This window comes from Leclercia sp. 119287, from assembly GCF_009734485.1.
In the GTDB taxonomy this organism is placed as follows: Bacteria; Pseudomonadota; Gammaproteobacteria; order Enterobacterales; family Enterobacteriaceae; genus Enterobacter; species Enterobacter adecarboxylatus_C.
This window is the reverse complement of record NZ_CP046445.1, coordinates 4,297,718-4,323,367: the sequence shown is the minus strand read 5'-3', so window position 1 is coordinate 4,323,367 and position 25,650 is coordinate 4,297,718. Positions and strand designations below refer to the sequence as shown.

General features: G+C 54.8%; 30 protein-coding genes. 16 read left to right on the top strand and 14 right to left on the bottom strand.

The window, feature by feature from the left end:
• Positions 1–8: 8 nt before the first annotated feature.
• The gene (gene pepA / locus GNG27_RS20755) at positions 9–1,520 is read right to left on the bottom strand and encodes a leucyl aminopeptidase (protein WP_142487264.1); all 1,512 of its coding nucleotides are present in this window, start codon (positions 1,518–1,520) and stop codon (positions 9–11) included.
• Positions 1,521–1,786: 266 nt separating this feature from the next.
• Here pepA and lptF point away from each other — a divergent pair, with 266 nt between their 5' ends.
• The 5 genes from lptF (at position 1,787) to mtgA (ending at position 8,041) form a co-directional block, all read left to right on the top strand.
• Complete coding sequence (gene lptF / locus GNG27_RS20750; protein ID WP_142487263.1) at positions 1,787–2,887, top strand: LPS export ABC transporter permease LptF; 1,101 nt, start codon at positions 1,787–1,789, stop codon at positions 2,885–2,887.
• Positions 2,887–3,969: an LPS export ABC transporter permease LptG gene (gene lptG, locus GNG27_RS20745; RefSeq protein ID WP_142487262.1), complete on the top strand. Its 1,083-nt coding sequence runs from the start codon at positions 2,887–2,889 to the stop codon at positions 3,967–3,969. The genes lptF and lptG overlap by 1 nt, the downstream gene beginning before the upstream one ends.
• A 134-nt stretch (positions 3,970–4,103) precedes the next feature.
• A complete protein-coding gene (arcB, locus tag GNG27_RS20740; RefSeq protein WP_156264728.1) occupies positions 4,104–6,437 on the top strand; it encodes an aerobic respiration two-component sensor histidine kinase ArcB in 2,334 nt (777 codons plus the stop codon).
• Positions 6,438–6,665: 228 nt separating this feature from the next.
• Positions 6,666–7,319 carry an isoprenoid biosynthesis glyoxalase ElbB gene (elbB, locus tag GNG27_RS20735; RefSeq protein WP_156264727.1) on the top strand — a complete coding sequence of 218 codons (654 nt, stop codon included), beginning with the start codon at positions 6,666–6,668 and terminating at the stop codon, positions 7,317–7,319.
• Entirely contained in the window at positions 7,316–8,041 is a 726-nt protein-coding gene (gene mtgA, locus GNG27_RS20730) for a monofunctional biosynthetic peptidoglycan transglycosylase (RefSeq protein WP_370462883.1), read from the top strand. The genes elbB and mtgA overlap by 4 nt, the downstream gene beginning before the upstream one ends.
• Here mtgA and npr read toward each other — a convergent pair.
• The 11 genes from npr to GNG27_RS20675 all read right to left on the bottom strand — a co-directional run bounded on the left by npr (position 8,038) and on the right by GNG27_RS20675 (position 15,957).
• Positions 8,038–8,310 (bottom strand): PTS phosphocarrier protein NPr, encoded by a 273-nt coding sequence (gene npr, locus GNG27_RS20725; protein WP_032614489.1) that lies wholly within the window; start codon positions 8,308–8,310, stop codon positions 8,038–8,040. The genes mtgA and npr overlap by 4 nt on opposite strands.
• On the bottom strand, positions 8,307–9,161 hold the full coding sequence (gene rapZ, locus GNG27_RS20720; protein ID WP_142487259.1) for an RNase adapter RapZ: 855 nt from the start codon (positions 9,159–9,161) through the stop codon (positions 8,307–8,309). Before rapZ ends, npr begins: the two co-directional genes overlap by 4 nt.
• A 45-nt stretch (positions 9,162–9,206) precedes the next feature.
• On the bottom strand, positions 9,207–9,698 hold the full coding sequence (gene ptsN / locus GNG27_RS20715; protein WP_039031625.1) for a PTS IIA-like nitrogen regulatory protein PtsN: 492 nt from the start codon (positions 9,696–9,698) through the stop codon (positions 9,207–9,209).
• 82 nt (positions 9,699–9,780) lie between these two features.
• The gene (gene hpf, locus GNG27_RS20710) at positions 9,781–10,068 is read right to left on the bottom strand and encodes a ribosome hibernation promoting factor (RefSeq protein WP_142487258.1); all 288 of its coding nucleotides are present in this window, start codon (positions 10,066–10,068) and stop codon (positions 9,781–9,783) included.
• A 22-nt stretch (positions 10,069–10,090) separates the two neighbouring features.
• Positions 10,091–11,524 carry an RNA polymerase factor sigma-54 gene (rpoN, locus tag GNG27_RS20705; protein ID WP_156264726.1) on the bottom strand — a complete coding sequence of 478 codons (1,434 nt, stop codon included), beginning with the start codon at positions 11,522–11,524 and terminating at the stop codon, positions 10,091–10,093.
• A 47-nt stretch (positions 11,525–11,571) separates the two neighbouring features.
• The gene (lptB, locus tag GNG27_RS20700) at positions 11,572–12,297 is read right to left on the bottom strand and encodes an LPS export ABC transporter ATP-binding protein (protein ID WP_142487256.1); all 726 of its coding nucleotides are present in this window, start codon (positions 12,295–12,297) and stop codon (positions 11,572–11,574) included.
• Positions 12,298–12,303: 6 nt separating this feature from the next.
• Positions 12,304–12,858 carry a lipopolysaccharide ABC transporter substrate-binding protein LptA gene (gene lptA, locus GNG27_RS20695; RefSeq protein ID WP_142487255.1) on the bottom strand — a complete coding sequence of 185 codons (555 nt, stop codon included), beginning with the start codon at positions 12,856–12,858 and terminating at the stop codon, positions 12,304–12,306.
• Entirely contained in the window at positions 12,827–13,402 is a 576-nt protein-coding gene (gene lptC, locus GNG27_RS20690; RefSeq protein ID WP_142487254.1) for an LPS export ABC transporter periplasmic protein LptC, read from the bottom strand. The genes lptA and lptC overlap by 32 nt, the downstream gene beginning before the upstream one ends.
• The gene (kdsC, locus tag GNG27_RS20685; protein ID WP_106994894.1) at positions 13,399–13,965 is read right to left on the bottom strand and encodes a 3-deoxy-manno-octulosonate-8-phosphatase KdsC; all 567 of its coding nucleotides are present in this window, start codon (positions 13,963–13,965) and stop codon (positions 13,399–13,401) included. The genes lptC and kdsC overlap by 4 nt, the downstream gene beginning before the upstream one ends.
• 14 nt (positions 13,966–13,979) lie before the next feature.
• Positions 13,980–14,966 (bottom strand): arabinose-5-phosphate isomerase KdsD, encoded by a 987-nt coding sequence (kdsD, locus tag GNG27_RS20680; RefSeq protein WP_156264725.1) that lies wholly within the window; start codon positions 14,964–14,966, stop codon positions 13,980–13,982.
• A gap of 13 nt (positions 14,967–14,979) precedes the next feature.
• Entirely contained in the window at positions 14,980–15,957 is a 978-nt protein-coding gene (locus GNG27_RS20675) for a calcium/sodium antiporter (protein ID WP_156264724.1), read from the bottom strand.
• 229 nt (positions 15,958–16,186) lie between these two features.
• Between GNG27_RS20675 and mlaF the strand changes: the two genes are divergently transcribed.
• From mlaF to murA, 7 genes are all read left to right on the top strand, one after another.
• Complete coding sequence (mlaF, locus tag GNG27_RS20670) at positions 16,187–16,999, top strand: phospholipid ABC transporter ATP-binding protein MlaF (RefSeq protein WP_032614468.1); 813 nt, start codon at positions 16,187–16,189, stop codon at positions 16,997–16,999.
• 7 nt (positions 17,000–17,006) lie between these two features.
• Entirely contained in the window at positions 17,007–17,789 is a 783-nt protein-coding gene (gene mlaE / locus GNG27_RS20665; RefSeq protein ID WP_142487251.1) for a lipid asymmetry maintenance ABC transporter permease subunit MlaE, read from the top strand.
• 4 nt (positions 17,790–17,793) lie between these two features.
• The gene (gene mlaD, locus GNG27_RS20660; RefSeq protein ID WP_106994830.1) at positions 17,794–18,354 is read left to right on the top strand and encodes an outer membrane lipid asymmetry maintenance protein MlaD; all 561 of its coding nucleotides are present in this window, start codon (positions 17,794–17,796) and stop codon (positions 18,352–18,354) included.
• 3 nt (positions 18,355–18,357) lie between these two features.
• Positions 18,358–18,993 (top strand): phospholipid-binding protein MlaC, encoded by a 636-nt coding sequence (gene mlaC, locus GNG27_RS20655; RefSeq protein ID WP_142487250.1) that lies wholly within the window; start codon positions 18,358–18,360, stop codon positions 18,991–18,993.
• Positions 18,993–19,286 carry a lipid asymmetry maintenance protein MlaB gene (mlaB, locus tag GNG27_RS20650; RefSeq protein ID WP_142487249.1) on the top strand — a complete coding sequence of 98 codons (294 nt, stop codon included), beginning with the start codon at positions 18,993–18,995 and terminating at the stop codon, positions 19,284–19,286. Before mlaC ends, mlaB begins: the two co-directional genes overlap by 1 nt.
• A gap of 125 nt (positions 19,287–19,411) precedes the next feature.
• Positions 19,412–19,666: a BolA family iron metabolism protein IbaG gene (gene ibaG / locus GNG27_RS20645; protein ID WP_032614457.1), complete on the top strand. Its 255-nt coding sequence runs from the start codon at positions 19,412–19,414 to the stop codon at positions 19,664–19,666.
• Positions 19,667–19,717: 51 nt separating this feature from the next.
• On the top strand, positions 19,718–20,977 hold the full coding sequence (gene murA, locus GNG27_RS20640) for a UDP-N-acetylglucosamine 1-carboxyvinyltransferase (protein WP_156264723.1): 1,260 nt from the start codon (positions 19,718–19,720) through the stop codon (positions 20,975–20,977).
• 60 nt (positions 20,978–21,037) lie between these two features.
• Here the strand turns inward: murA and sfsB are convergent, their stop codons facing one another.
• Both sfsB and ispB read right to left on the bottom strand, forming a co-directional pair.
• Positions 21,038–21,325 (bottom strand): DNA-binding transcriptional regulator SfsB, encoded by a 288-nt coding sequence (sfsB, locus tag GNG27_RS20635; protein ID WP_142487248.1) that lies wholly within the window; start codon positions 21,323–21,325, stop codon positions 21,038–21,040.
• A 228-nt stretch (positions 21,326–21,553) separates the two neighbouring features.
• A complete protein-coding gene (gene ispB / locus GNG27_RS20630) occupies positions 21,554–22,525 on the bottom strand; it encodes an octaprenyl diphosphate synthase (RefSeq protein WP_156264722.1) in 972 nt (323 codons plus the stop codon).
• Positions 22,526–22,781: 256 nt separating this feature from the next.
• Between ispB and rplU the strand changes: the two genes are divergently transcribed.
• The 4 genes from rplU (at position 22,782) to cgtA (ending at position 25,622) form a co-directional block, all read left to right on the top strand.
• The gene (rplU, locus tag GNG27_RS20625; RefSeq protein ID WP_106994824.1) at positions 22,782–23,093 is read left to right on the top strand and encodes a 50S ribosomal protein L21; all 312 of its coding nucleotides are present in this window, start codon (positions 22,782–22,784) and stop codon (positions 23,091–23,093) included.
• Positions 23,094–23,112: 19 nt separating this feature from the next.
• On the top strand, positions 23,113–23,370 hold the full coding sequence (gene rpmA, locus GNG27_RS20620; protein WP_007673187.1) for a 50S ribosomal protein L27: 258 nt from the start codon (positions 23,113–23,115) through the stop codon (positions 23,368–23,370).
• Positions 23,371–23,466: 96 nt separating this feature from the next.
• Entirely contained in the window at positions 23,467–24,450 is a 984-nt protein-coding gene (locus GNG27_RS20615) for a DMT family transporter (protein ID WP_142487246.1), read from the top strand.
• Positions 24,447–25,622, top strand: a complete 1,176-nt coding sequence (gene cgtA / locus GNG27_RS20610; protein WP_156264721.1) for an Obg family GTPase CgtA — start codon at positions 24,447–24,449, stop codon at positions 25,620–25,622. Before GNG27_RS20615 ends, cgtA begins: the two co-directional genes overlap by 4 nt.
• The last annotated feature ends 28 nt before the right edge of the window (positions 25,623–25,650 follow it).

Below are 25,650 nucleotides of genomic sequence, written 5' to 3'. Positions count from 1 at the left end.
ACGATGAATTACTCTTCGCCGTTAAACCCGGCGCGGTTCAGCAGGAACTGCGACAGCAGAGCAACAGGGCGGCCGGTAGCGCCTTTGGCTTTACCGGAACGCCATGCGGTACCGGCGATGTCCAGGTGGGCCCAGTTGTATTTGCGGGTAAAGCGCGCCAGGAAGCAGGCGGCAGTAATGGCCCCGCCAGGACGCCCACCGATGTTGGCCATATCCGCAAAGTTGGACTCCAGCTGCTCCTGGTACTCATCGGCCATCGGCAGACGCCACGCACGGTCACCCGCCTGTTCAGAGGCGCCAATCAGCTCGTGGGCCAACGGGTTGTGGTTCGACATCAGACCGGTGATGTGATGCCCCAGCGCAATTACACAGGCGCCGGTCAGAGTTGCTACGTCGATCACCGCTTCTGGCTCGAAGCGCTCAACGTAGGTCAGTACGTCGCAAAGCACCAGACGGCCTTCAGCGTCGGTGTTCAGCACTTCCACGGTCTGCCCCGACATGGTGGTGAGCACGTCGCCAGGACGATAGGCGCGACCACCCGGCATGTTTTCACAGCCGGCCAGCACGCCGATCACGTTGATGGGCAGCTGGAGTTCCGCGACCATGCGCATCACGCCGTAGACCGCTGCCGCACCGCACATGTCGTACTTCATCTCGTCCATGCCTTCGGCAGGCTTGATAGAGATACCGCCGGAGTCGAAGGTCAGGCCTTTACCGACCAGTACAATCGGACGCACATCTTCAGACGGGCTGCCCTTATACTCAATGACCGACATCAGGGATTCATTTTGTGAACCGTTCCCGACGGCCAGATAGGAGTGCATACCCAGCTCTTTCATCTGCTGTTCGCCAATCACGCGGGTAACAACGTTTTTGCTGTAGGAGTCTGCCAACTGGCGCGCCTGGGAGGCGAGATAACCCGCGTTACAGATGTTTGGCGGCATATTGCCGAGGTCTTTCGCAGCCTTGATCCCGGCAGCGATGGCCAGACCATGCTGGATGGCGCGCTCGCCGCTGGTCAGCTCACGACGGGTCGGGACGTTAAAGACCATTTTACGCAGCGGACGACGGGGTTCGCTTTTGGTGGTTTTCAGCTGATCAAAGCTGTACAGCGTCTCTTTTGCTGTCTCAACCGCCTGACGCACTTTCCAGTAGGTGTTGCGGCCTTTGACGTGCAGTTCGGTCAGGAAACACACGGCCTCCATTGAGCCAGTATCATTCAGCGTATTAATCGTTTTCTGAATAACCTGTTTGTACTGGCGCTCATCCAGCTCGCGCTCTTTGCCACAGCCAATCAGCAGGATACGCTCGGACAGTACGTTCGGCACATGATGCAGCAGCAGCGTCTGTCCCGGTTTGCCTTCCAGCTCGCCACGGCGCAGCAGGGCGCTGATGTAGCCGTCACTGATTTTATCGAGCTGCTCTGCGATCGGAGAGAGTCTGCGGGGTTCAAACACGCCGACAACGATGCAGGCACTCCGCTGTTTCTCCGGGCTACCGCTTTTTACACTGAACTCCATGAACTACGCTCCTGAATCTTAAAGACAACAGCAGCAGCTACGGATAGAATTGAAACCTTTCGTAACTCATGCCCGCTGTTGCGGTGACTTCGTGTTAATCTTACGTTATTACGGTTTCGACACGTCATAGCAACTGCTGAAGCGCGAATCCGCCGGGTGTTCTAATCTTAGCGATGATTTCGACGACTCAAGAGAATAAATGACGTTTAAGCCATGAAACAAGCGATTTTCCTGCAAAAAGACGGGTTTTTACGGGCGTATTTAATGTGATAATCATAAGATATCTGGTGCGGGAGACGCTAAAAAGCCAGCTGGCGATACTCTTCATCCTGCTTCTGATCTTTTTCTGTCAGAAACTGGTGAGGATCCTCGGCGCGGCTGTCGACGGCGAAATTCCCACAAATCTGGTGCTTTCTCTGCTTGGGTTAGGCGTGCCTGAAATGGCGCAGCTTATCCTGCCATTAAGCCTTTTCCTCGGACTGCTGATGACGCTCGGTAAACTCTATACCGAAAGCGAAATCACCGTCATGCATGCCTGTGGTTTGAGTAAAGCGGTTCTGATTAAGGCCGCCATGGTCCTGGCGCTGTTTACCGGCATCGTCGCCGCGGTGAACGTGATGTGGGCTGGTCCTGTCTCTTCCCGTCATCAGGATGAGGTGCTGGCTGAAGCGAAAGCGAACCCCGGCATGGCCGCACTGGCGCAGGGGCAGTTCCAGCAGGCTACAGATGGTAATTCCGTGCTGTTTATCGAAAGCGTGGATGGCAGCAGCTTTAACGAGGTTTTCCTCGCGCAAATCCGCCCTAAAGGCAATGCTCGTCCGTCGGTGGTGGTAGCCGACTCCGGTCAGCTCGCGCAGGGTAAAGACGGTTCGCAGATTGTGACCCTGAATAAAGGCACCCGCTTTGAGGGCACGGCGCTGCTGCGCGACTTCCGCATCACCGACTTCCAGAACTATCAGGCGATTATTGGTCATCAGGCGGTGGCGCTGGATCCCAGCGATACTGAGCAGATGAGCATGCGTACGCTGATCAATACCGATACCAATCGTGCCCGCGCGGAGCTGCACTGGCGTATTACTCTGGTATTCACCGTCTTTATGATGGCGTTGATGGTGGTGCCGCTCAGCGTGGTCAACCCACGCCAGGGCCGCGTGCTTTCCATGCTGCCCGCGATGCTGCTGTATCTGGTGTTCTTCCTGCTGCAAACCTCGATCAAATCGAATGGCGGTAAAGGAAAAATCGACCCGTTTATCTGGACCTGGGTGATTAACGGACTCTATCTGCTGTTGGCCGTCATCCTCAACCTGTGGGATACCGTGCCGATGCGCCGTGTACGAGCCCGGTTTACGCGTAAAGGAGCGGTGTAATGCAGGCGTTTGGCGTTCTTGACCGCTATATCGGTAAAACCATTTTTACCACCATCATGATGACGTTATTCATGCTGGTGTCTCTCTCCGCCATCATCAAGTTTGTCGACCAGCTGAAAAAGGCCGGGCAGGGGAGCTATGATGCGTTGGGGGCGGGTATGTATACCCTGCTCAGCATTCCGAAAGATGTGCAAATCTTCTTCCCGATGGCGGCGCTGTTAGGCGCCCTGCTGGGGCTGGGGATGCTGGCGCAGCGCAGTGAGCTGGTGGTAATGCAGGCGTCGGGCTTTACCCGTATGCAGGTTGCGCTGTCAGTGATGAAAACCGCGATCCCGCTGGTATTGCTGACGATGGCGATGGGCGAGTGGGTTGCACCGCAGGGCGAGCAGATGGCGCGTAACTATCGCGCACAGATGATGTATGGCGGCTCGCTGCTCTCTACCCAGCAGGGGCTGTGGGCGAAAGACGGCAATAACTTTGTCTATATCGAACGTGTTACCGGCGATAACACGCTCGGCGGCGTGAGCATCTACAGCTTTAACGATCAGCGCCGTTTGCAGGCGGTTCGTTATGCCACGTCGGCCACCTTCGATACCGATAAAAAGGTCTGGCGTCTGTCCCAGGTGGATGAGTCAAACCTGCAGGATCCAAAGCAGATCACCGGTTCGCAAACGGTCACTGGCACCTGGAAAACCAACCTGACCCCCGACAAGCTCGGCGTAGTAGCCCTCGATCCGGATGCGCTGTCCATCAGCGGGCTGCACAACTACGTGAAGTACCTGAAGTCGAGCGGCCAGGACGCCGGACGTTACCAGCTCAATATGTGGAGCAAGATCTTCCAGCCGCTCTCCGTGGCGGTGATGATGCTGATGGCGCTGTCGTTTATCTTCGGCCCGCTGCGTAGCGTTCCCATGGGGGTACGCGTCGTCACCGGCATCAGCTTCGGCTTTGTTTTCTACGTTCTCGATCAGATCTTCGGTCCGCTGACGCTGGTTTACGGTATCCCGCCAATTATCGGCGCGCTACTGCCGAGCGCCTCCTTCTTCCTGATCAGTCTCTGGATGCTGTTGAAGCGCTCCTGACCCTACACACCTCATCTCCTACTTTGGGAGGTGAGGTGCCTCCTCTGTTTTACCCCTCACTTTTTTGCACAACCTTCAACGTCTTGCCTGGAATTTGAGTATTATTGTGCGATGACGTCGTGAAGAGATCCCCTATGAAGCAAATTCGGTTACTGGCGCAATACTATGTCGATCTGATGATGAAGCTTGGCCTGGTCCGCTTCTCCCTGTTGCTGGCGCTGGCGCTGGTGGTGCTGGCGATTGTGGTGCAGATGGCCATTACCATGGTCCTGCACGGCCAGGTTGAGAGCATTGACCTCATCCGGTCTATTTTCTTCGGCCTGCTGATCACCCCCTGGGCGGTCTATTTCCTCTCGGTGGTGGTTGAACAGCTGGAAGAGTCCCGCCAGCGGCTGACCCGGCTGGTGGAAAAGCTGGAGGAGATGCGCGAGCGCGATTTGAAGCTCAACGTGCAGCTGAAAGATAACATTGCCCAACTGAACCAGGAGATCTCAGACCGCGTAAAAGCGGAGGCCGAGCGCCAGACCACGCTGGAACAGCTGAAAATCGAAATGAAAGAGCGCGAGCAGACGCAGATCCAGCTTGAGCAGCAATCCTCATTCCTGCGCTCGTTCCTCGATGCCTCCCCGGATCTGGTCTTCTACCGTAATGAAGACAAAGAGTTCTCAGGCTGTAACCGGGCGATGGAGCTCCTGACCGGTAAAAGCGAAAAGCAGCTCGTCAGCCTGCGTCCGCAGGACGTCTACTCACCCGAGGCGGCCGCCAAAGTTATCAAAACCGATGAGAAGGTATTCCGTCATAACGTCTCCCTGACCTACGAACAGTGGCTCGACTACCCGGACGGACGTAAAGCCTGTTTTGAAATCCGTAAAGTGCCTTATTACGACCGCGTCGGGAAACGCCACGGGCTGATGGGCTTCGGGCGAGACATTACCGAGCGTAAGCGCTATCAGGATGCTCTGGAGCGCGCCAGCCGCGATAAGACCACCTTTATCTCCACCATCAGCCATGAGCTGCGTACCCCGCTCAACGGCATCGTTGGCTTAAGCCGCATTCTGCTCGATACCGAACTGACGACCGAGCAGGAGAAATATCTGAAAACAATCCACGTTTCAGCGGTCACGCTCGGTAATATCTTCAACGATATTATCGACATGGATAAGATGGAGCGGCGCAAAGTCCAGCTGGATAACCAGCCGGTGGACTTCACCAGCTTCCTTGCCGATCTGGAAAACCTCTCCGGCCTGCAGGCGCAGCAGAAAGGGCTACGCTTTGTGATGGAGCCAACTCTGCCGCTGCCGCACAAGGTGGTGACTGACGGCACGCGCCTGCGTCAGATCCTGTGGAACTTGATCAGCAACGCGGTCAAGTTTACCCAGAACGGACAGGTTGCGGTTCGCGTGCGTTACGGCGAGGGCGAGATGCTGCACTTCGAGGTGGAGGATTCCGGTATCGGTATTCCGCAGGAGGAGCAGGACAAGATCTTCGCCATGTATTATCAGGTTAAAGACAGCCAGGGCGGCAAGCCAGCCACCGGCACCGGCATTGGCCTGGCGGTATCACGCCGGCTGGCGAAGAGCATGGGGGGCGACATTACCGTAGCCAGTAATCCTGGGCACGGCTCCCTGTTTAAACTCAGCGTTCACGCTCCGGCCGTGGCGGAAGAGGTCGAGGATACCTTTGCTCACGATGATATGCCGCTGCCTGCCCTGCACGTGCTGCTGGTGGAAGACATTGAACTGAACGTGATTGTTGCGCGTTCGGTGCTGGAGAAACTCGGCAGCAGCGTGGACGTCGCCATGACCGGTAAAGCCGCGCTGGAGATGTTCACCCCGGGAGAATACGACCTGGTGCTGCTGGATATTCAGCTCCCCGACATGACCGGGCTGGACATCTCCCGTGAACTGACCAGCCGCTACGCCAGCGACGAGCTGCCGCCGCTGGTGGCGCTCACCGCCAACGTGCTGAAAGACAAAAAAGAGTATCTCGATGCCGGTATGGACGACGTACTGAGTAAACCGCTGGCGGTACCGGCCTTAACCGCCATGATTAAGAAGTTCTGGGACACCTGTGACGAAGAGGAGAGCACCATGACGACGGTAGATACGGGAAAAGCGCAGTCTTTGCTGGATATCGAAATGCTGGAGCAGTACATCGAGCTGGTGGGTCCGAAGTTGATCACGGACGGTATAGCCATATTCGAAAAGATGATGCCGGGTTATCTGAACGTGCTGGAGTCTAATCTGACGGCGCGGGATCAGAAAGGCATCGTTGAAGAGGGCCATAAGATCAAAGGTGCCGCCGGATCTATCGGATTGCGCCATCTACAACAGTTAGGTAAGCAGATCCAGTCCCCGGATTTACCGGCGTGGGAAGATAACGTGGCTGAATGGGTTGAAGAGATGAAGCAGGAGTGGCAAAACGATGTGGCCGTTCTGAAAGCCTGGGTGGAGAGCAGAAAAAAATGACCCCGGCTAAACCGGGGTGCGCGAATACTGCGCCAACACCAGGGAAATCTTGGCTGCGCCTTAAGACGTTGTTTTAGGATAATGGCGTAGCCGGAAAATTCAGGCCGCAAGCAGTTAAGATAGCAAATCTTAAATACTTTGTTACATGAATCAGTTAAATGTGTGAAGCACACCGTTTTAATCAGAATTTTTAATGTGCATGTAACATTTTTCGAGAGGGATCGCAGGATGAAAAAGGTTGGTGTAGTACTGAGCGGTTGCGGTGTTTACGATGGTTCTGAAATTCATGAAGCGGTTCTGACGCTGCTGGCTCTGGCGCGTAACGGCGCAGAAGCGGTCTGTTTTGCCCCCGACAAAGCCCAGTCCGATGTTATTAATCACCTGACCGGCGAACCGCTGGCGGAAAGCCGAAATGTTCTGACTGAAGCGGCGCGGATCGCGCGCGGGCAGATCCGCCCGCTCAGTGAGGCGCGTGCCACGGAGCTGGATGCGCTAATTGTCCCGGGCGGTTTTGGCACCGCAAAGAACCTCAGCGATTTTGCTCACCAGGGCAGCGCCTGCCGGGTGGAGAACGATTTAAAAGCTCTGGCGCTGGAGATGCATGAGGCCGGGAAACCGCTGGGCTTTATCTGTATTGCTCCCGCGATGCTGCCGGCTATCTTCGATATCCCGCTGCGTCTGACCATCGGCACCGACATCGATACCGCCGAGGCGATTGAGGATATGGGCGGTGAGCATATCACTTGTCCGGTGGACGACATCGTGGTTGATGAAGAGAACAGGATTGTGACCACCCCTGCGTACATGCTGGCGCAAAATATTGCGGAAGCCGCGACGGGCATTGAGAAGCTCGTCGCTCGCGTACTGGTGCTGGCGGCATGAGATTGAAGCGTCCCCGATCCGGCTGGGTAAGACGGATCGTCATTCGCGTTTTGCTGGTGATGGCGGTCTTTTGGGGAGGCGGCATCGCCCTGTTTAGCTTTGTGCCGGTGCCGTTTTCGGCGGTGATGATTGAACGTCAGATGGGAAGCTGGCTGAGAGGGGATTTCAGCTATGTTGCCCATTCTGACTGGGTGAGTATGGATGAGATCTCGCCGTGGATGGGGCTGGCCGTTATTGCCGCCGAAGATCAGAAATTCCCGGACCACTGGGGGTTTGACGTGGGGGCGATAGAGAAGGCGTTAGCGCATAACGAGCGTAATGAGAGCCGTATTCGCGGCGCATCGACGCTTTCTCAGCAAACGGCGAAAAACCTGTTTTTGTGGGATGGACGCAGCTGGATGAGAAAGGGATTTGAAGCCGGGCTGACGCTGGGGATCGAAACGGTGTGGAGTAAGAAACGCATCCTGACGGTGTACCTGAATATCGCGGAGTTTGGCGAGGGCGTCTTTGGTGTTGAAGCCGCCGCCCAGCGTTATTTCCACAAACCTGCCAGCCGCCTGTCGGCATCTGAAGCCGCGCTGCTGGCCGCCGTGTTACCGAACCCAATCCGCTTTAAGGCCAGCGCGCCCTCAGGCTATGTACGCAGCCGTCAGGCGTGGATCCTGCGCCAGATGCGTCAGCTGGGTGGGGAAGGGTTTATGCGGGCAAATAAGCTGCATTAATCCTCATCAAATCCGGCGTTAAACAGCGCAATCACCGCCGCCAGCGCCTCGACTTCCTGCGGGCCGGTGGCTTCGATTTCGATCTGGCGGCCCTTGGCGGAGTCCAGCATCAGCAGCGCAATCACGCTGTTGGCTTCGGCTTCGGTGCCTTCGTCATTACGCAGCAGAACTTCCGCGTCAAACCCCTGCATCAGTTCAAATAACTTCATCGCCGGGCGTGCATGCATGCCCAGCTTATTGGTGATCTCAACGGTCTGCTTTACGGTCATGTTTTACGTTTTTCCAGCGTACGATGACGGGACTGCACGTTTTTGCCGCGCGAGCGGAAATAGTCAGCCAGTTGCTCAGCAATGTAGACCGAACGGTGTTTGCCCCCGGTACAGCCAATCGCCACCGTCAGGTAGCTGCGATTGTTTGTCTCCAGCATCGGCAACCAGAGTTCAAGGTAGCTGCGCGTCTGATAGATAAAGTTATGTACTTCCGTATGTCTGTCAAGGAACGCGGCAACCGGCTTATCCAGGCCGGTCATCGGACGCAGCTTGGGATCCCAGTGCGGGTTCGGCAGGAAGCGCACGTCAAACACATAGTCTGCGTCGATAGGGATGCCGTGCTTAAAGCCGAAGGATTCAAAGACCATCGTCAGCTCACGCTCGCGTTTGCCCAGCAGGCGGGTACGCAGCATCTCCGCCAGTTCATGGACGGACATTTCAGAAGTATCGACGATCAGATCGGCGCGGGAGCGCAGCGGCTCCAGCAGATCGCTCTCCTGGTCAATGGCGCTTTCCAGCGACAGATTTTTGCTGGAGAGCGGATGCAGACGGCGGGTATCGCTGTAGCGACGGATCAGCGTATTGCGATCGGCATCAAGGAACAGCAGCTGAGGTGAAAATGCCTCTGGCAAATTGCTCATCGCCTGCTCAAAGATCTCCGGCGATTCAGGCATGTTACGCACGTCGATGCTGACCGCGGCCGAAATCTGCCGATCGGCCAGCGATTTCGCCAGCTCGGGCAGCAGCACCACCGGCAGGTTATCTACGCAGTAAAAGCCCATATCTTCCAGCGCTCGCAGGGCGACCGATTTTCCGGATCCCGAACGACCGCTGACGATCATCAGCACCATGTACCATTTCTCCTCAGGACTACAGATGTCAAAGCCATCACCCGATTACGCATCATCCTGATTGCCTTCCGTTTCCGTAATGATTTGATAGAGCTCCTCATCGCTCTGTGCCGCACGCAAACGGCGACAGATGGTTTTATCCGCCAGACGTTTGGCCACCAGCGAGAGGGTATGCAAATGTGTTTTGGTCTGATCCGCGGGTACCAGCAGGGCAAACAGCAAATCGACAGGCTGGTTATCAATGGCATCAAAGGCGATAGGTGTTTCCAGCTGAACAAACACGCCTACAGCACGCAGAGTATCCTCTTCAAGTTTGCCATGGGGAATGGCAATGCCGTTGCCGATGCCGGTACTGCCCATTTTTTCACGGGTCAGGATCGCTTCAAACACCACCTGGGGCGGCAGGCTCAGCTGCTTTGCGGCCAGTTCACTGATGATCTCCAGCGCACGTTTTTTGCTCTGGCAGTGGACGGCACTGCGGGTACATTCCTGATTAAGGACACTGCTCAGTTGTAGAGTTGAATCGTTATTCATCATAATTTCACCTAAGCGCTAACTGTACAAAGGGCCCGTTGTGTTTCACAACAGGCCAACCTGCACCCGTTAACTGCCCGGACAATTAGTGTTGTTTCAGTTTATCTTTATGTTTGTTTAGCTGTCGTGCCAGCTTGTCAATCAAGCCGTCGATAGCCGCGTACATGTCTTGCCCTTCCGCACTGGCATGGATTTCGCCCCCGTTGACGTGCAGGGTCGCATCCGAGATATGAGTCACTTTTTCCACTTTTAACACAATGTAGACCTGATTGATCCTCTCAAAATACTGCTCAAGCTTAGCGAATTTTGCATTCACAAAATCGCGCAGGGCCTCAGTGATTTCGACGTTGTGTCCAGTGATGTTGAGCTGCATAGTGTCTTCCTTATCGGTAGAGTCAGACCAGTTGTTTACGCTGGTTTGACGGCGGAATGGATAAAGACTCTCGATACTTCGCAACAGTGCGGCGTGCAACCATGATACCTTGATCGGACAGCATGGTGGTTAACTTACTGTCGCTCAGTGGTTTCGCGGGGTTTTCCGCGGCGATCAACTTTTTCACCAGCGCCCGGATGGCCGTCGACGAAGCTTCGCCGCCGCCTTCGGTGTTGACATGGCTGGAGAAAAAATACTTAAGCTCAAAAATACCGCGCGGACTATGCAGATACTTCTGCGTCGTCACGCGGGAAATCGTCGATTCATGCATCTCGACGGCCTGGGCGATATCGGCCAGCACCATCGGCTTCATAAATTCTTCACCTTGTTCAAAGAACGCCTGCTGCTGTTCCACGATGCAGCGGCTGACGCGCAGCAGCGTATCATTGCGGCTCTCGAGGCTTTTGATCAGCCAGCGCGCTTCCTGAAGATTACTGCGGATATATTGGTTATCCGAGTCGTTGCGCGCGCTGGTGCACATCGAGGCGTACTGCTGATTTATCTGCAGACGAGGGATGCTGTCGGAATTCAATTCCACGGTCCACAGGCCGTTATGCTTGCGCACCAGCACGTCGGGAATGACGTACTCGGGCTCGCTGGTCTGGATAGACTGCCCCGGACGCGGATCCAGCGACTGAATCAAATTGACCGCTTCTTTCAGGATCTCTTCCTTCAGCCGCGTCACGCGCATCAGGGAGCGGAAGTCGTGGTTAGCCAGCAGATCCAGATGCTCGCTGACGATCAGGCGAGCCTCTTCCAGCCACGGCGTCTCTTTAACAAACTGCGAAAGCTGAATCAGCAGGCAGTCACGTAAATCGCGTGCCGCGACGCCGACCGGATCAAAACGCTGAACGCGCTTCAGAACCGCTTCGATCTCTTCGAGATCGATCTCATCATCACCGATGCTTTCCAGAATGTCGTCCAGCGACACGGTCAAATAGCCGGTCTCATCGACGGCATCGACAATGGAGGTGGCGATGGCGCGATCGGTATCGGAAAAGGGCGTCAGCTCCACCTGCCACATCAGGTAATCCTGCAGCGACTGGGTAGTCTCGCCCTGATACACCGGCAATTCATCATCCTGGTAGTCTGCGCGCGTGCCGGATGGCGTGCCGGCGGTGTAGATCTCATCCCAGCTGGCATCGAGAGGAAGCTCGTCAGGCATCTCTTTTTGCTCCAGCGCATCAACGCTGTCGAGAGTTTCGTTATCCTGGGTTTGCTGAGTTTCTACCTCATCGTGAAGATCGGTTTGCTCAAGCAGGGGATTACTGTCCAGCGCCTGCTGGAGTTCCTGCTGAAGTTCCAGCGTTGACAGCTGCAACAGACGAATAGCCTGTTGTAACTGCGGCGTCATTGCCAGCTGTTGGCTGAGCCTTAATTGCAAACCTTGCTTCATGTTCAGAGCATTTTTCTCCGTTTACGCGAGACTGAACTTCTACCCTATCAGAGTCTGAAGTCTTCCCCAAGATACACGCGCTTAACATGCTCATCTTCGAGGATCTGTTGCGGTGTACCGTGGGCAATAAGATGGCCCTGGCTGACGATGTAGGCTCGCTCACAGACCGCCAGCGTCTCGCGTACGTTGTGGTCGGTGATAAGCACGCCCAGGCCACTGTCGCGCAGATGCTCAATAATACGTTTGATATCGATAACCGAAATCGGGTCAACACCCGCGAAAGGTTCATCGAGCAGGATAAATTTCGGGTTGGCCGCCAGCGCGCGGGCAATTTCCACACGGCGGCGTTCACCACCGGAGAGCGCCTGGCCCATGCTGTCGCGCAGATGTTCGATATGGAACTCTTCCATCAGCTCGTTGGCGCGATCCTGACGCTGTTCGGAGGTCAAATCGTCACGGATTTGCAGCACCGCCATCAGGTTGTCGAAGACGCTGAGACGGCGAAAAATTGAGGCTTCCTGCGGCAGGTAACCGATGCCGCGGCGCGCACGCGCGTGAAGGGGCAGCAGGCTGATGTCCTCGTCATCAATGATGATGTTGCCCGCGTCGCGCGGCACAATGCCTACCACCATATAAAAGGTGGTGGTTTTACCTGCACCGTTAGGACCCAACAGGCCGACAATTTCGCCGGAGTTGACGGTCAAACTGACATCTTCCACTACGCGACGGCCCTTGTAGGCTTTGGCGAGATTCTTTGCAGTTAATGTTGCCATAACGAATTAGTTACTCTTTTTCTGTGCCGGGGCCTGAGTGTTGTTTTTGTCCTGCAGCTGCGATGGAACCAGAACGGTCGTCACGCGTTTGCCTTTTTCACTGAAGGCCTGCATTTTTTGCTCTTTCACCAGATAGGTAATCTTGTCGCCCTTGATGTTGCTGTCGAGCTGCTCCAGGAACGCATTACCGGTCAACACCACGAAGTCTTTCGCCAGCTCGTAGTGCATCTGGGAGGCGTGCCCTTTCACCGGCTTGCCGTTGTCCTGCATCTGGTAGAAGGTAGCCGGGTTGCCGTAGCCATCGATAATCTCTTTACCGTCTTCACCGCCAGGACGCGTCACCACCACCTTGTCGGCGTTGATTTTGATGGTGCCCTGAGTCACGACGACATTGCCGGTAAAGGTCACAACGTTACCCTGCATGTCGAGCGATTGCGTATCGGATTCGATATGAATCGGCTGCTCGGTATCACCCGTCACAGCAAGCGCAGGCAGGCTGACGGCCAGCAGCGCGCTGGCAATAACAAATTTAAGGCTGAGTTTGTTTGCTTGGAATTTCATAGGAGGTTCTAACCTTTTCAATCAGCTCTGCGTTCTTGCTGCGTAAGTTCCCGCGCATTCTCAGACCGCTGGAATTAAATGTTGTGCCGTATAGCGTAACCAGATCCTGCGACGTGACATCCTGCGTCACAAGGTTAATCTGTGCGTTATCGGTTGTGATTTTGCGCAGCTGTGAGTCTGCGGTCAGCGCATTCACCTCAACATGACCATACAGATAAAGCATACGGTCATTCGTCAGTTTTGCCCGGTCTGATTTAATCGACCAGGTCGGAATTTTATTGACATCAAAGGTGGTCATCACCGGTTGGGTAAACCAGGAGACGCCCTGTTCGGAAAAATACTCAACATGCTGAGCGATAAGGCGATAATTCAGCGCCCCTTCCGGACTGTAGACCACGGTATCGCTATGATCGCTTTTATATGTTGGATCGTTAGTATTGACCGTCGGCGCTTGTTCGTCGTCCCGGTCAGCGAGATTCACGCCAATCAGTACCAGTGCTACCAGCGAAAGCAGAATAATAACCCAACGTCTGGTTTTACTCATATCGATTGCCCTTTGGCCTCATCAAGCTTACCTTGCGCCAGCAGCAGCAGGTCGCAGACTTCTCTCACTGCGCCGCGGCCACCGTTAATACGGGTGACATAGTCAGCACGCGGGATCAAAAGCGGATGCGCATCGGCAACGGCGACGCTGAGTCCCACTTCTGCCATCACTGGCCAGTCAATAAGATCGTCTCCGACATAGGCGACGTTTTCCGGGGCAATGGCAAGTTTACCAAGTAAGTCCCTGAAAGCGACCATCTTATCGGACTGCCCCTGATAGAGATGAGTAATGCCCAGCGTTTCGCAGCGATCTTCTACCAGTTTAGCCTTACGCCCGGTGATAATGGCAACTTCTATGCCAGAAGTGAGCGCACAGCGAATACCGTAGCCATCACGTACGTTGAAGGCTTTCAGCTCTTCGCCATTGTTGCCCATATAAATCAGGCCGTCAGACAGCACGCCATCGACATCCAGGATCAGCAGGCGAATGTTTTCGGCCTGCGACATCATCTGCGCACTGACCGGGCCATAACAGGTTGCAAGGGATGCACCCGCATTAATCATTGTCTTATCCTTCATTACACTACGCCTGCGCGCAGCAGATCATGCATATGTACCACACCCAGCAATTGGTCGCCATCAGCAACCATAACGGAGGTGATATTGCGGGACTGCATCAGGTTTAATACTTCAACAGCAAGCAGGCCGGGACGCACCCGAATCCCCCCTGGGGTCATCACATCGGCGATACCCAGCTTACGAACATCTACCCCCATATCGAATACGCGGCGTAGATCCCCATCGGTGAAAATCCCGTCAATTTTCATCTGCTGGTCGCAGATGACGGTCATGCCAAGATTTTTACGGGTGATCTCCAGCAGCGCATCGCGCAGGGAGGCGTCTTTACTGACGCGCGGAATTTCATCCCCGGTGTGCATGATGTCATTCACCCGCAGCAGCAATTTACGCCCCAGCGCGCCGCCCGGATGGGAGAGGGCGAAATCTTCGGCGGTAAAGCCGCGGGCTTCGAGCAGGGCGACGGCCAACGCATCCCCCATTACCAGCGCAGCGGTGGTGCTGGAAGTCGGAGCCAGCCCCAGCGGGCAGGCCTCTTTCGGCACTTTGACGCACAGATGGATATCCGCAGCGCGCGCCATGCTGCTCTCAGGACGGCTGGTGACACAGATGAGGGGAACGTGAAGTCGCTTCAGCACCGGGATCAGCGCCAGGATTTCATTTGATTCGCCGGAGTTCGATAACGCGATAACGATATCCTGCGCCGAGACCATCCCCAGGTCACCGTGCGCCGCTTCACCGGGGTGAACGAAAAAGGCGGTCGTGCCGGTACTGGCGAACGTGGCTGCCATTTTACGACCAATGTGCCCGGATTTGCCCATTCCCATCACCACGACTTTGCCTGTGCAGTGGAAAAGTTTTTCACACGCGAGGCTAAAGTCCTGATTAATGTATTGATCTAACTGCGCCAGACCTTCACGTTCTATCTCCAGAACTTCATTTCCTGCTTTCTGAAAGTCAAAACCCGGCTGCAATTCTATTTGCGACATAATGCGTTTCCGTTTACCCAGAGAGAAGAGGCGAGAGCCAGTACAGCATCGCCACCCATACGATAAATCCCACCGTCAGCAGCGCGCCAGCACCCTGACCAATCTGCCTTTTACGCCGCCAGCAGAGCAGGGCGAAGATGACGCTGACTAACAGCATCACCCCATAATCCCGGCTGAACGCCAGCGGATTAAACGCGCCAGGGGCAATCAGGGCCGGCAGGCCCAGCACGATGGCAATATTGAAAATATTGGAACCGATAATATTACCAATCGCCATGTCGTCTTCGCCTTTACGCGCGCCGGCAATCGCCGTGGCAAGCTCAGGCAGGCTGGTGCCAATGGCAATCACCGTCAGGCCGATGGTCAATTCGCTCATGGCGAAGTAGTTGGCCAGCACCGTAGCGTTATCAACGATCATCTGTGTCGCCATCGGCATGATGATTAACGCTACACCCAGCCAGAGCAGCGCGACGGGTAAATTCCCCTCACGCGGTAGTTCGGCAACCTGCTCGCGGGTCAGGGAGTCATTGCCCTGCTTCTCCGCCGCCCGGGCCAGCTTAACAATGTAAAACAGCCAGATGACCGCCAGTGCCAGCAGGAAAATGCCATCGCTAAGGGTTAACTGTCCGTCATATAACACGTAACCAGCGAGCAGACTGACAATTAACATTAGCGGCAATTCACGCCGCAGAACATCAGAATGCACGCGAAATGGATGCAGCAGCGCAGCAAGCCCCAGGATGAGTAAAATATTGACGATATTGGAGCCAATGGCCGTTCCCACGGCGAGATCAACTTGATCGTGCAGCGAGGCGGCGACAGAGACGATGATCTCCGGCAAGGAGGTGCCAACGCTGACCACCGTCATCCCAATAATTAGGGGGGGTATGCCCAATAAACGACACAGAATTGATGCGGAAAACACCAGACGGTCGGCACTGTAGACCACCAAAAGTAAACCAATTATTAACAGTGCCGTTGCAAGAAGCATCAAAAGTCCTTTCTTCAGGTATACTCGCCGGTCCACTGAGAAAAAATCTCTGCCGCTGCATACTGTCTGTAGACGTAACGTATTCCTAATTTTGACTTTATGCGTTGTAAAAGTAAAACAAATGCCAGCTTTCGCTTACCTGCAGAGGTAATATTCTGTAAAAATGTTGGGTTTGCGGCGAAATCAGGCATCAAGCCGATCCTGAACCGGCAATAGAAAGGAAATGTACATGAGCCTGAATGGGGCGAATATAGTCGATGTCCGTGGCGTCAGCTTCACGCGCAGCAGCCGGGTCATTTTTGACAACATCTCTCTCACCGTGCCTCGCGGTAAAATCACCGCCATTATGGGGCCCTCCGGCATTGGTAAAACGACATTACTGCGCCTGATTGGCGGGCAGATCCCCCCGAGCCAGGGCGAGATCCTCTTTGATGGCGAAAATATTCCGGCCATGTCCCGCTCGCGCCTCTACACCGTGCGTAAACGCATGAGCATGCTTTTTCAGTCTGGGGCGCTTTTTACTGACATGAATGTCTTCGATAATGTCGCCTATCCGCTGCGTGAGCATACTCACCTGCCGCCGGAACTGTTGAAAAGCACCGTGATGATGAAACTCGAGGCCGTCGGCCTGCGTGGTGCCGCTAAACTGATGCCTTCCGAACTCTCTGGCGGCATGGCCCGTCGTGCGGCCCTGGCGCGCGCGATCGCGCTGGAACCCGATCTGATCATGTTCGATGAGCCGTTCGTCGGCCAGGATCCCATCACCATGGGCGTGCTGGTCAAACTGATCTCTGAACTGAACAGCGCGCTGGGCGTGACCTGTATTGTGGTCACCCACGACGTACCAGAAGTGCTGAGCATTGCCGATTACGCCTATATCGTGGCGGATAAGAAAATTGTGGCGCACGGTAGTGCGCAATCATTACAGAGCAACAGCGATGCGCGTGTCCGTCAGTTCCTCGACGGCATTGCAGATGGCCCCGTGCCGTTCCGTTATCCGGCGGGCGATTATCATAAAGATTTATTGGGAATAGGGAGTTAAGCCACTCATGCTGTTAAATGCGTTGGCCGCTCTCGGACACCGTGGCATAAAAACCATCAGGACGTTCGGGCGTGCCGGGTTGATGTTATTCAATGCGCTGGTCGGGAAACCGGAGTTCCGCAAACATGCCCCTCTGCTGGTACGCCAGCTGTATAATGTCGGCGTGCTGTCGATGCTCATTATCATCGTTTCCGGTGTCTTCATCGGGATGGTGCTGGGGCTGCAGGGTTATCTGGTTCTCACCACCTACAGTGCGGAAACCAGCCTCGGAATGCTGGTGGCGCTCTCCCTGTTGCGTGAGCTGGGTCCGGTGGTCGCGGCGCTGTTATTCGCCGGGCGTGCCGGTTCGGCGCTGACGGCGGAAATCGGCCTGATGCGCGCCACCGAGCAGCTCTCCAGTATGGAGATGATGGCCGTGGATCCGCTGCGTCGGGTGATCGCGCCGCGCTTCTGGGCGGGCATGATCTCGTTGCCGTTGCTGACTATTCTCTTTGTTGCGGTCGGGATCTGGGGCGGATCGATGGTTGGCGTGCAGTGGAAAGGGATCGATGCCGGTTTCTTCTGGTCTGCGATGCAAGGTGCGGTTGACTGGCGTCTGGATCTGGTTAACTGCCTGATTAAAAGCGCGGTATTTGCCGTGACGATCGCCTGGATTGCACTGTTCAATGGCTACGATGCAATCCCGACGTCTGCCGGTATCAGCCGGGCAACCACCCGCACCGTTGTTCATTCGTCGCTGGCCATACTGGCTCTGGATTTTGTGCTCACCGCACTGATGTTTGGGAAATGAGTTCATGCAAACGAAAAAAGTAGAAATTTGGGTAGGCGTATTTGTTTTGCTGGCACTGCTGGCCGCACTGTTTTTAAGCTTCAAAGTGGCGGATGTTACGACGATCCGCACCGAGCCCACATATCGCATCTATGCCACCTTCGATAATATCGGCGGCCTGAAAAGCCGTTCTCCGGTGCGCATTGGCGGGGTAGTGGTAGGGCGTGTGGCCGATATCACCCTCGACGAGAAAACCTATCTGCCGCGCGTCGCGCTGGATATTGAAGAGCGCTACAACCACATTCCGGATACCAGCTCCCTGTCTATCCGTACCTCCGGCCTGTTAGGTGAACAATACCTGGCGCTGAACATCGGTTTTGAAGATCCCGAACTGGGAACGACTATCCTTAAGGACGGTGGCGTAATTCAGGATACGAAGTCAGCCATGGTGCTGGAAGATATGATTGGTCAGTTCCTTTACAACAGCAACAGTAAAGGGGGTGACGAGAATCAAGCTGCTCAGACACCTGCGCAGAGTGACATTACGCCGCCTGTTGGCACGACGAATTCATCTCAGGAGAAGTAATTCATGATTAAACGACTGTTAATGGTTGCCATGCTGATGATTGCCCCTTTGACTGCTGCTAACGCAGCCGACCAGAGCAATCCTTATCAACAGATGAATGAGGCGGCTAAGAAAACCTTCGATCGCCTTAAGAACGAGCAGCCGAAAATTCGTTCCAATCCCGACTACCTGCGCGATGTGGTCGATCAGGAGCTGCTGCCGTATGTTCAGGTAAAATATGCCGGGGCTCTGGTGTTGGGTCGTTACTACAAAGACGCCACGCCAGCGCAGCGCGATGCTTATTTTGCTGCGTTCCGTGAGTACCTGAAGCAGGCCTACGGCCAGGCGCTGGCCATGTACCACGGCCAGACGTATCAGATTGCGCCGGAACAGCCGCTGGGCTCTGCCACCATCGTTCCTATCCGCGTGACTATCGTCGATCCAAACGGTCGTCCGCCAGTGCGCCTGGATTTCCAGTGGCGTAAGAACAGCCAGAACGGTAACTGGCAGGCTTACGACATGATTGCCGAAGGCGTCAGCATGATCACCACCAAGCAGAACGAATGGAGCGATCTGCTGCGTACTAAGGGCATTGATGGTCTGACTGCTCAGCTGAACAGCATCTCGCGTCAGAAAATTACCCTGGATGAGAAAAAATAATGACGTCGCAGCTCAGCTGGACCCGAGAGGGTGAGACGTTGTTACTCACTGGCGAGCTGGATCAGGATTATCTGAATCCTCTGTGGGATGCGCGCCATGAAGCCATGCAGGGCGTCTCCTGTATTGACCTTGGCGGCATTTCCCGCGTGGATACGGCGGGCGTCGCATTGCTGGTTCATCTGGTGGCGGCAGGTAAAGGGCAGGGCAAGCAGGTAGCGCTTGCGGGCGTCAGTGATAACGTCATCACCCTGGCTCAGCTCTATAATCTGCCGGAAGACGTATTGCCCCGCTAATTTTTTCAGTACGTTACTATCAAAAGCCCCGACTGTTTCATCGTCGGGGCTTTTTGCTTGTTTAAGACCGCGCCACTTTGCTCTAAGATGTTGGGCTTGTTTTCACACCAGATGATAGAGATCCCATGGAAAATCATGAAATCCAGACCGTGCTGATGAATGCACTTGCCCTCCAGGAAGCCCACGTCTCCGGCGACGGCAGCCACTTTCAGGTTATTGCTGTGGGAGAGATCTTTGACGGCATGAGCCGCGTGAAAAAGCAGCAGGCTGTATACGCGCCGCTGATGGAATATATCGCGGATAACCGTATTCATGCCCTGTCGATCAAGGCGTTCACCCCGACTGAGTGGGCACGCGATCGCAAACTAAACGGTTTTTGAGCTGAGGGTGATTTGCCCGCAGCACGGTTGAATTCATACAGAGAGTAAATCATGGACAAATTTCGTGTTCAGGGGCCTACGCGTCTCCAGGGCGAAGTCACAATTTCCGGCGCCAAAAACGCCGCGCTGCCGATCCTCTTCGCCGCACTGCTTGCGGAAGAGCCGGTAGAGATCCAGAACGTCCCGAAACTGAAAGACATTGATACCACCATGAAGCTGCTCGGCCAGCTGGGTACCAAGGTGGAGCGTAACGGATCCGTGTGGATCGACGCCAGCAACGTGAATAACTTCTCCGCGCCGTACGACCTGGTGAAAACCATGCGCGCCTCTATCTGGGCGCTGGGTCCGCTGGTGGCCCGTTTTGGTCAGGGTCAGGTCTCTCTGCCTGGCGGCTGCGCTATTGGCGCGCGTCCGGTCGATCTGCATATTTTCGGCCTCGAGAAGCTGGGTGCTGAAATCAAGCTGGAAGAGGGCTACGTCAAAGCCTCCGTCAATGGCCGCCTCAAGGGCGCGCATATCGTGATGGATAAGGTGAGCGTTGGTGCGACCGTCACTATCATGTCTGCGGCTACGCTGGCAGAAGGCACCACCATCATCGAGAACGCCGCGCGCGAACCGGAGATTGTGGACACCGCCAACTTCCTGAACACTCTGGGGGCGAAGATCACCGGTCAGGGTACCGACCGTATCACCATCGAAGGCGTTACACGTCTGGGTGGCGGTGTGTATCGCGTTCTGCCTGACCGTATCGAAACCGGGACCTTCCTGGTCGCAGCGGCCATCTCCGGTGGGAAGATCGTCTGCCGTAATGCCCAGCCTGATACCCTGGATGCGGTACTGGCTAAACTGCGTGAGGCGGGTGCCGACGTCGAAACCGGTGAAGACTGGATCAGCCTGGATATGCACGGTAAGCGCCCTAAAGCCGTCAACGTGCGGACTTCCCCGCATCCGGCCTTCCCGACCGATATGCAGGCGCAGTTCACGCTGCTGAACCTGGTGGCCGAGGGTACAGGTGTGATCACCGAAACGATCTTTGAAAACCGCTTTATGCACGTACCGGAGCTGATCCGTATGGGCGCGCATGCTGAGATCGAAAGCAACACCGTGATTTGTCATGGCGTGGAAAAACTGTCCGGTGCGCAGGTGATGGCGACGGATCTGCGTGCATCTGCGAGCCTGGTGCTGGCGGGCTGTATTGCTGAAGGTACCACGCTGGTGGACCGTATTTATCACATCGATCGCGGCTATGAACGCATCGAAGATAAACTGCGTGCACTGGGTGCAAATATTGAGCGTGTGAAAGGCGAGTAATCGTTAAGGCAGCCCCCTGCCATCTCGACCGGGGGGTTGCTATTCCCGTTTAAAGGAGCGTCATTGTTGGCGCTCTTTTTCTTGTCTTCTCTGGCGCATCATGCGCGTTCTGTCGACAAACTCATGGGTTATCGGGTCATGGTAACGTGATGGCCAAATTACCCAGGGATCGGTACCTAACGCCGTGGCAATGATCAGTTCTCCCTTCGGCCAGGGGCGCGTCAGCGCATTTGCCAGAGTAGATGAACTGAGACCATTACGGCGGGATTCTGCAGCCAGTGATGTTCCCTTCTTGCGCAGCGCGGCAATAATATCGGCCGAGTGCCAGTCGATAAATTTCTTATCCATACAGTAGTCCCTCTGTTCTGGTACGTTCACGTCATTTCAATTAAATGACGTATTTACTATACCTTCTTCGAACAGCGGTTCTAAAAAGTTCGCATTACTGGAAGCAATATTCAGATTTTGCCAGGGCTTTAATCATGCGGCCTGTAAGCGGATTCTTTAACAACGTTATGGCTATTATTTGGAACTTACAGGAACTCTATTTTCATATAAAAGAGAGTTCCCTTGTCCTTATCGATCGCGCTGAACAGCGATATGCGCGAGACCGATCAGAGCATCTCGCCATGGGCTGTCTGGGATAACCTGAAGTGCGGTGATGGCTTTATCGGCCTCTTCCTCGGCACGCTGACGGGTCCATTCCAGAGAACCACAGGTCGCCATTGCTTCCAGTACGGGTTCCAGAAGGTGTCGGCCGTTTCCTTGCTCAATGGCTTCACGGATCAGGTTTGCCTGCTCAGGAGTGCCGTTACGCATGGCATGCAGCAGCGGTAGCGTCGGTTTGCCCTCGTTGAGGTCGTCACCGACGTTTTTGCCCAGGGTTTCGCCATCGGCGCTGTAATCGAGCAGATCGTCGATCAGCTGGAAGGCGGTGCCAAGGTAGCGTCCGTAGTCCTGCAGGCCACGTTCCTGCTCCTCAGTACAGCCAGCAAGGATACCAGAGCACTGTGCGGCAGCCTCAAACAGACGCGCGGTTTTGCTGTAGATCACCCGCATGTAGTTCTCTTCGGTGATGTCCGGGTCGTTGACGTTCATGAGCTGCAGAACTTCGCCTTCCGCGATCACGTTCACCGCTTTGGACATCACTTCCAGGACCTTCAGCGAACCGAGGCTGGTCATCATCTGGAAGGCGCGGGTATAGATAAAATCACCTACCAGTACGCTGGCAGCATTGCCAAACGCCGCGTTGGCGGTGGCTTTGCCACGACGCATATCGGACTCATCGACAACGTCATCATGCAGCAGCGTGGCGGTATGAATAAATTCGATCAGCGCCGCGATCGTGACGTGCGCATTCCCCTGATAACCTACCGCGCGAGCGGCGAGTACCGCGATCATCGGACGGATGCGTTTACCCCCGCCGCTGACGATGTAGTAACCCAACTGATTGATTAGGGAAACGTCAGAATCGAGCTGTTCCAGGATCGCTGCATTTACACCCGCCATATCTTGCGCGGTTAACTCATTGATTTTTTCTAAATTCATCGCAAAAGCCGGGCTTGTAGTCCTGTTTTCCACATTTCAAATGGGCTAACGTAGGGTTCGGTTTATCAATAGTAGCGCTGATTGTACTGAAAAAACGCCTCAGATAAACGTTACCGTACGTGTTGTGTTTTTTTTCTTCATGTATTGACGGTAGCACTTGTCAAAGGCTCGCGTTTTGCGTAATATTCGCGCCCTATTGTGAATATTTATAGCGCACTCTGAATCACACGAGGATGTGCGCGGAAGCGGAGTTTATATGTACGCGGTTTTCCAAAGTGGTGGTAAACAACACCGAGTAAGCGAAGGTCAGACCGTTCGCCTGGAAAAGCTGGACATCGCAACTGGCGAAGCTGTTGAGTTCGCTGAAGTTCTGATGATCGCAAACGGTGAAGAAGTCAAAATCGGCGTTCCTTTCGTTGATGGCGGCGTTATCAAAGCTGAAGTTGTTGCTCATGGTCGTGGCGAGAAAATTAAGATCGTTAAGTTTCGTCGTCGTAAACACTACCGTAAGCAGCAGGGCCACCGTCAGTGGTTCACTGATGTGAAAATTACTGGCATCAGCGCCTAAGACCTGAGGAGAGATTTAAATGGCACATAAAAAGGCTGGCGGCTCCACACGTAACGGTCGCGATTCAGAAGCTAAACGCCTTGGCGTTAAGCGTTTCGGTGGCGAAACCGTTCTGGCGGGTAGCATCATCGTTCGTCAGCGTGGCACCAAATTCCACGCTGGTAACAACGTAGGTTGCGGTCGTGACCACACTCTGTTTGCTAAAGCAGACGGTAAAGTGAAATTTGAAGTTAAAGGCCCGAACAACCGTAAATACATCAGCATTGTTGCTGAGTAAGGTTTTCTCGGTCCGGTAACGGATTAAAGCCCCGCAACGTGTTGCGGGGCTTTTTACATTGGAAACCCGGTAATTTTTTCTGTAGGGAAAACGGGCATGAAGCAGCAGGCCGGCATTGGTATTCTTTTGGCGCTCACCACCGCAATGTGCTGGGGTGCACTGCCAATTGCAATGAAGCAGGTACTGGAAGTGATGGAGCCGCCTACGGTGGTGTTCTACCGCTTCCTGATGGCCGGTATAGGGTTGGGAATTATCCTTGCGATAAAAGGTAAGCTTCCCCCTCTGCGCATCTTTCGTAAACCGCGTTGGCTGGTGATGCTGGCGATTGCGACAGGTGGCCTGTTTGGCAACTTCATATTGTTCAGTTCTTCCCTGCAATATCTCAGCCCTACGGCATCGCAGGTTATAGGCCAGCTTTCACCGGTCGGTATGATGGTGGCCAGCGTCTTCATCCTTAAAGAGAAGATGCGCGGCACGCAGATTATCGGGGCAATGATGCTGCTTTGCGGTCTGGTGTTGTTCTTCAATACCAGTCTGATAGAGATATTTACTCGCTTGACGGATTACACCTGGGGTGTGATTTTCGGCGTGAGTGCGGCGGCGGTGTGGGTAAGTTATGGCGTCGCGCAAAAGGTGTTATTGCGTCGCCTGGCGTCACAGCAGATCCTGTTTTTGCTGTACACTTTATGTACTATTGCACTGTTGCCGCTGGCGAAGCCGGGAGTGATTACCCAGTTAAGCGACTGGCAGCTGGCGTGTCTGATCTTTTGTGGTCTGAACACGTTAGTCGGTTATGGCGCGCTGGCAGAAGCGATGGCGCGCTGGCAGGCAGCACAGGTGAGCGCACTGATTACGCTGACCCCGCTGTTTACGCTGTTATTTTCAGATTTATTATCAATGGCCTGGCCCGATTTCTTTGTCAAACCGATGTTAAACCTGTTGGCTTATCTCGGTGCGTTTGTCGTGGTTGCGGGCGCGATGTATTCCGCCATTGGTCATCGTCTTTGGGGACGTTGGCGCAAAAATGAAGCGGCTGTAGTGTCCCCCGCTCAGGCGAATGATTTACGGAGAGTAAAATGAAGTTTGTTGATGAAGCAACGATCCTGGTCGTGGCAGGTGATGGCGGTAATGGTTGCGTAAGCTTCCGCCGTGAAAAATATATTCCCCGTGGCGGCCCTGACGGCGGCGACGGCGGTGACGGCGGTGACGTATGGCTTGAAGCCGACGAAAACCTTAACACGCTGATCGATTACCGTTTCGAGAAAGCATTCCGCGCAGAGCGTGGCCAGAACGGCCAGAGCCGTGACTGTACCGGCAAACGCGGGAAAGACGTCAGCGTGAAGGTACCGGTCGGGACACGCGTTATCGATCAGGGTACGGGCGAAACCATGGGTGATATGACCAAACACGGTCAGCGCCTGATGGTCGCAAAAGGCGGCTGGCACGGCCTGGGCAACACCCGGTTCAAATCCTCCGTGAACCGTTCCCCGCGTCAAAAAACGATGGGTACACCGGGCGACAAGCGCGATCTGCAGCTCGAACTGATGCTGCTGGCAGACGTCGGGATGCTGGGGATGCCGAATGCCGGTAAATCTACCTTCATCCGCGCGGTCTCTGCGGCCAAGCCGAAAGTAGCGGACTATCCGTTTACCACCCTGGTGCCAAGCCTCGGCGTGGTGCGTATGGACACCGAGAAGAGCTTCGTGGTAGCCGATATCCCGGGCCTGATCGAAGGCGCCGCGGAAGGTGCTGGTTTAGGGATCCGCTTCCTGAAACACCTTGAGCGCTGTCGCGTTCTGCTGCACCTCATCGATATCGATCCGATCGACGGTTCCGATCCGGTGGAGAACGCCCGTATCATTATTGGCGAGCTGGAAAAATACAGCGATAAGCTGACTGCTAAGCCGCGCTGGCTGGTCTTCAACAAGATCGACCTGATGGACAAAGCAGAAGCCGAAGCGAAGGCGAAAGCCATTGCTGAAGCGATGGGCTGGGAAGATAAATACTATCTCATCTCCGCTGCAAGCCAGATGGGCGTGAAGGATCTGTGCTGGGACGTGATGACCTTTATCATCGAAAACCCGGTTACTCAGGCAGAAGAAGCGAAACAGCCTGAAAAAGTCGAATTCATGTGGGATGACTACCACCGTCAGCAGCTTGAAGAGCAGACGGAAGAAGAAGACGACGAAGACTGGGATGACGACTGGGATGAAGACGACGAAGAAGGCGTCGAATTCATCTACAAACGTTAAGACCGTCAATGGCCCCCTTACCAAGGGG

Bases quoted from the DNA above. Each gene is read 5' to 3' on its own strand.
- lptC (WP_142487254.1), bottom strand. From the start codon at position 13,402: ATGAGTAAAACCAGACGTTGGGTTATTATTCTGCTTTCGCTGGTAGCA.
- sfsB (WP_142487248.1), bottom strand. From the start codon at position 21,325: ATGGATAAGAAATTTATCGACTGGCACTCGGCCGATATTATTGCCGCG.
- lptA (WP_142487255.1), bottom strand. From the start codon at position 12,858: ATGAAATTCCAAGCAAACAAACTCAGCCTTAAATTTGTTATTGCCAGC.
- hpf (WP_142487258.1), bottom strand. From the start codon at position 10,068: ATGCAGCTCAACATCACTGGACACAACGTCGAAATCACTGAGGCCCTG.
- mlaF (WP_032614468.1), top strand. From the start codon at position 16,187: ATGAGCCTGAATGGGGCGAATATAGTCGATGTCCGTGGCGTCAGCTTC.
- mlaC (WP_142487250.1), top strand. From the start codon at position 18,358: ATGATTAAACGACTGTTAATGGTTGCCATGCTGATGATTGCCCCTTTG.
- rpoN (WP_156264726.1), bottom strand. From the start codon at position 11,524: ATGAAGCAAGGTTTGCAATTAAGGCTCAGCCAACAGCTGGCAATGACG.
- cgtA (WP_156264721.1), top strand. From the start codon at position 24,447: ATGAAGTTTGTTGATGAAGCAACGATCCTGGTCGTGGCAGGTGATGGC.
- arcB (WP_156264728.1), top strand. From the start codon at position 4,104: ATGAAGCAAATTCGGTTACTGGCGCAATACTATGTCGATCTGATGATG.
- ibaG (WP_032614457.1), top strand. From the start codon at position 19,412: ATGGAAAATCATGAAATCCAGACCGTGCTGATGAATGCACTTGCCCTC.
- murA (WP_156264723.1), top strand. From the start codon at position 19,718: ATGGACAAATTTCGTGTTCAGGGGCCTACGCGTCTCCAGGGCGAAGTC.
- ptsN (WP_039031625.1), bottom strand. From the start codon at position 9,698: ATGATGAATAACGATTCAACTCTACAACTGAGCAGTGTCCTTAATCAG.
- pepA (WP_142487264.1), bottom strand. From the start codon at position 1,520: ATGGAGTTCAGTGTAAAAAGCGGTAGCCCGGAGAAACAGCGGAGTGCC.
- lptG (WP_142487262.1), top strand. From the start codon at position 2,887: ATGCAGGCGTTTGGCGTTCTTGACCGCTATATCGGTAAAACCATTTTT.
- lptB (WP_142487256.1), bottom strand. From the start codon at position 12,297: ATGGCAACATTAACTGCAAAGAATCTCGCCAAAGCCTACAAGGGCCGT.
- ispB (WP_156264722.1), bottom strand. From the start codon at position 22,525: ATGAATTTAGAAAAAATCAATGAGTTAACCGCGCAAGATATGGCGGGT.
- elbB (WP_156264727.1), top strand. From the start codon at position 6,666: ATGAAAAAGGTTGGTGTAGTACTGAGCGGTTGCGGTGTTTACGATGGT.
- kdsC (WP_106994894.1), bottom strand. From the start codon at position 13,965: ATGATTAATGCGGGTGCATCCCTTGCAACCTGTTATGGCCCGGTCAGT.
- mtgA (WP_370462883.1), top strand. From the start codon at position 7,316: ATGAGATTGAAGCGTCCCCGATCCGGCTGGGTAAGACGGATCGTCATT.
- mlaE (WP_142487251.1), top strand. From the start codon at position 17,007: ATGCTGTTAAATGCGTTGGCCGCTCTCGGACACCGTGGCATAAAAACC.
- GNG27_RS20675 (WP_156264724.1), bottom strand. From the start codon at position 15,957: ATGCTTCTTGCAACGGCACTGTTAATAATTGGTTTACTTTTGGTGGTC.
- npr (WP_032614489.1), bottom strand. From the start codon at position 8,310: ATGACCGTAAAGCAGACCGTTGAGATCACCAATAAGCTGGGCATGCAT.
- rplU (WP_106994824.1), top strand. From the start codon at position 22,782: ATGTACGCGGTTTTCCAAAGTGGTGGTAAACAACACCGAGTAAGCGAA.
- kdsD (WP_156264725.1), bottom strand. From the start codon at position 14,966: ATGTCGCAAATAGAATTGCAGCCGGGTTTTGACTTTCAGAAAGCAGGA.
- rapZ (WP_142487259.1), bottom strand. From the start codon at position 9,161: ATGGTGCTGATGATCGTCAGCGGTCGTTCGGGATCCGGAAAATCGGTC.
- GNG27_RS20615 (WP_142487246.1), top strand. From the start codon at position 23,467: ATGAAGCAGCAGGCCGGCATTGGTATTCTTTTGGCGCTCACCACCGCA.
- mlaB (WP_142487249.1), top strand. From the start codon at position 18,993: ATGACGTCGCAGCTCAGCTGGACCCGAGAGGGTGAGACGTTGTTACTC.
- mlaD (WP_106994830.1), top strand. From the start codon at position 17,794: ATGCAAACGAAAAAAGTAGAAATTTGGGTAGGCGTATTTGTTTTGCTG.
- rpmA (WP_007673187.1), top strand. From the start codon at position 23,113: ATGGCACATAAAAAGGCTGGCGGCTCCACACGTAACGGTCGCGATTCA.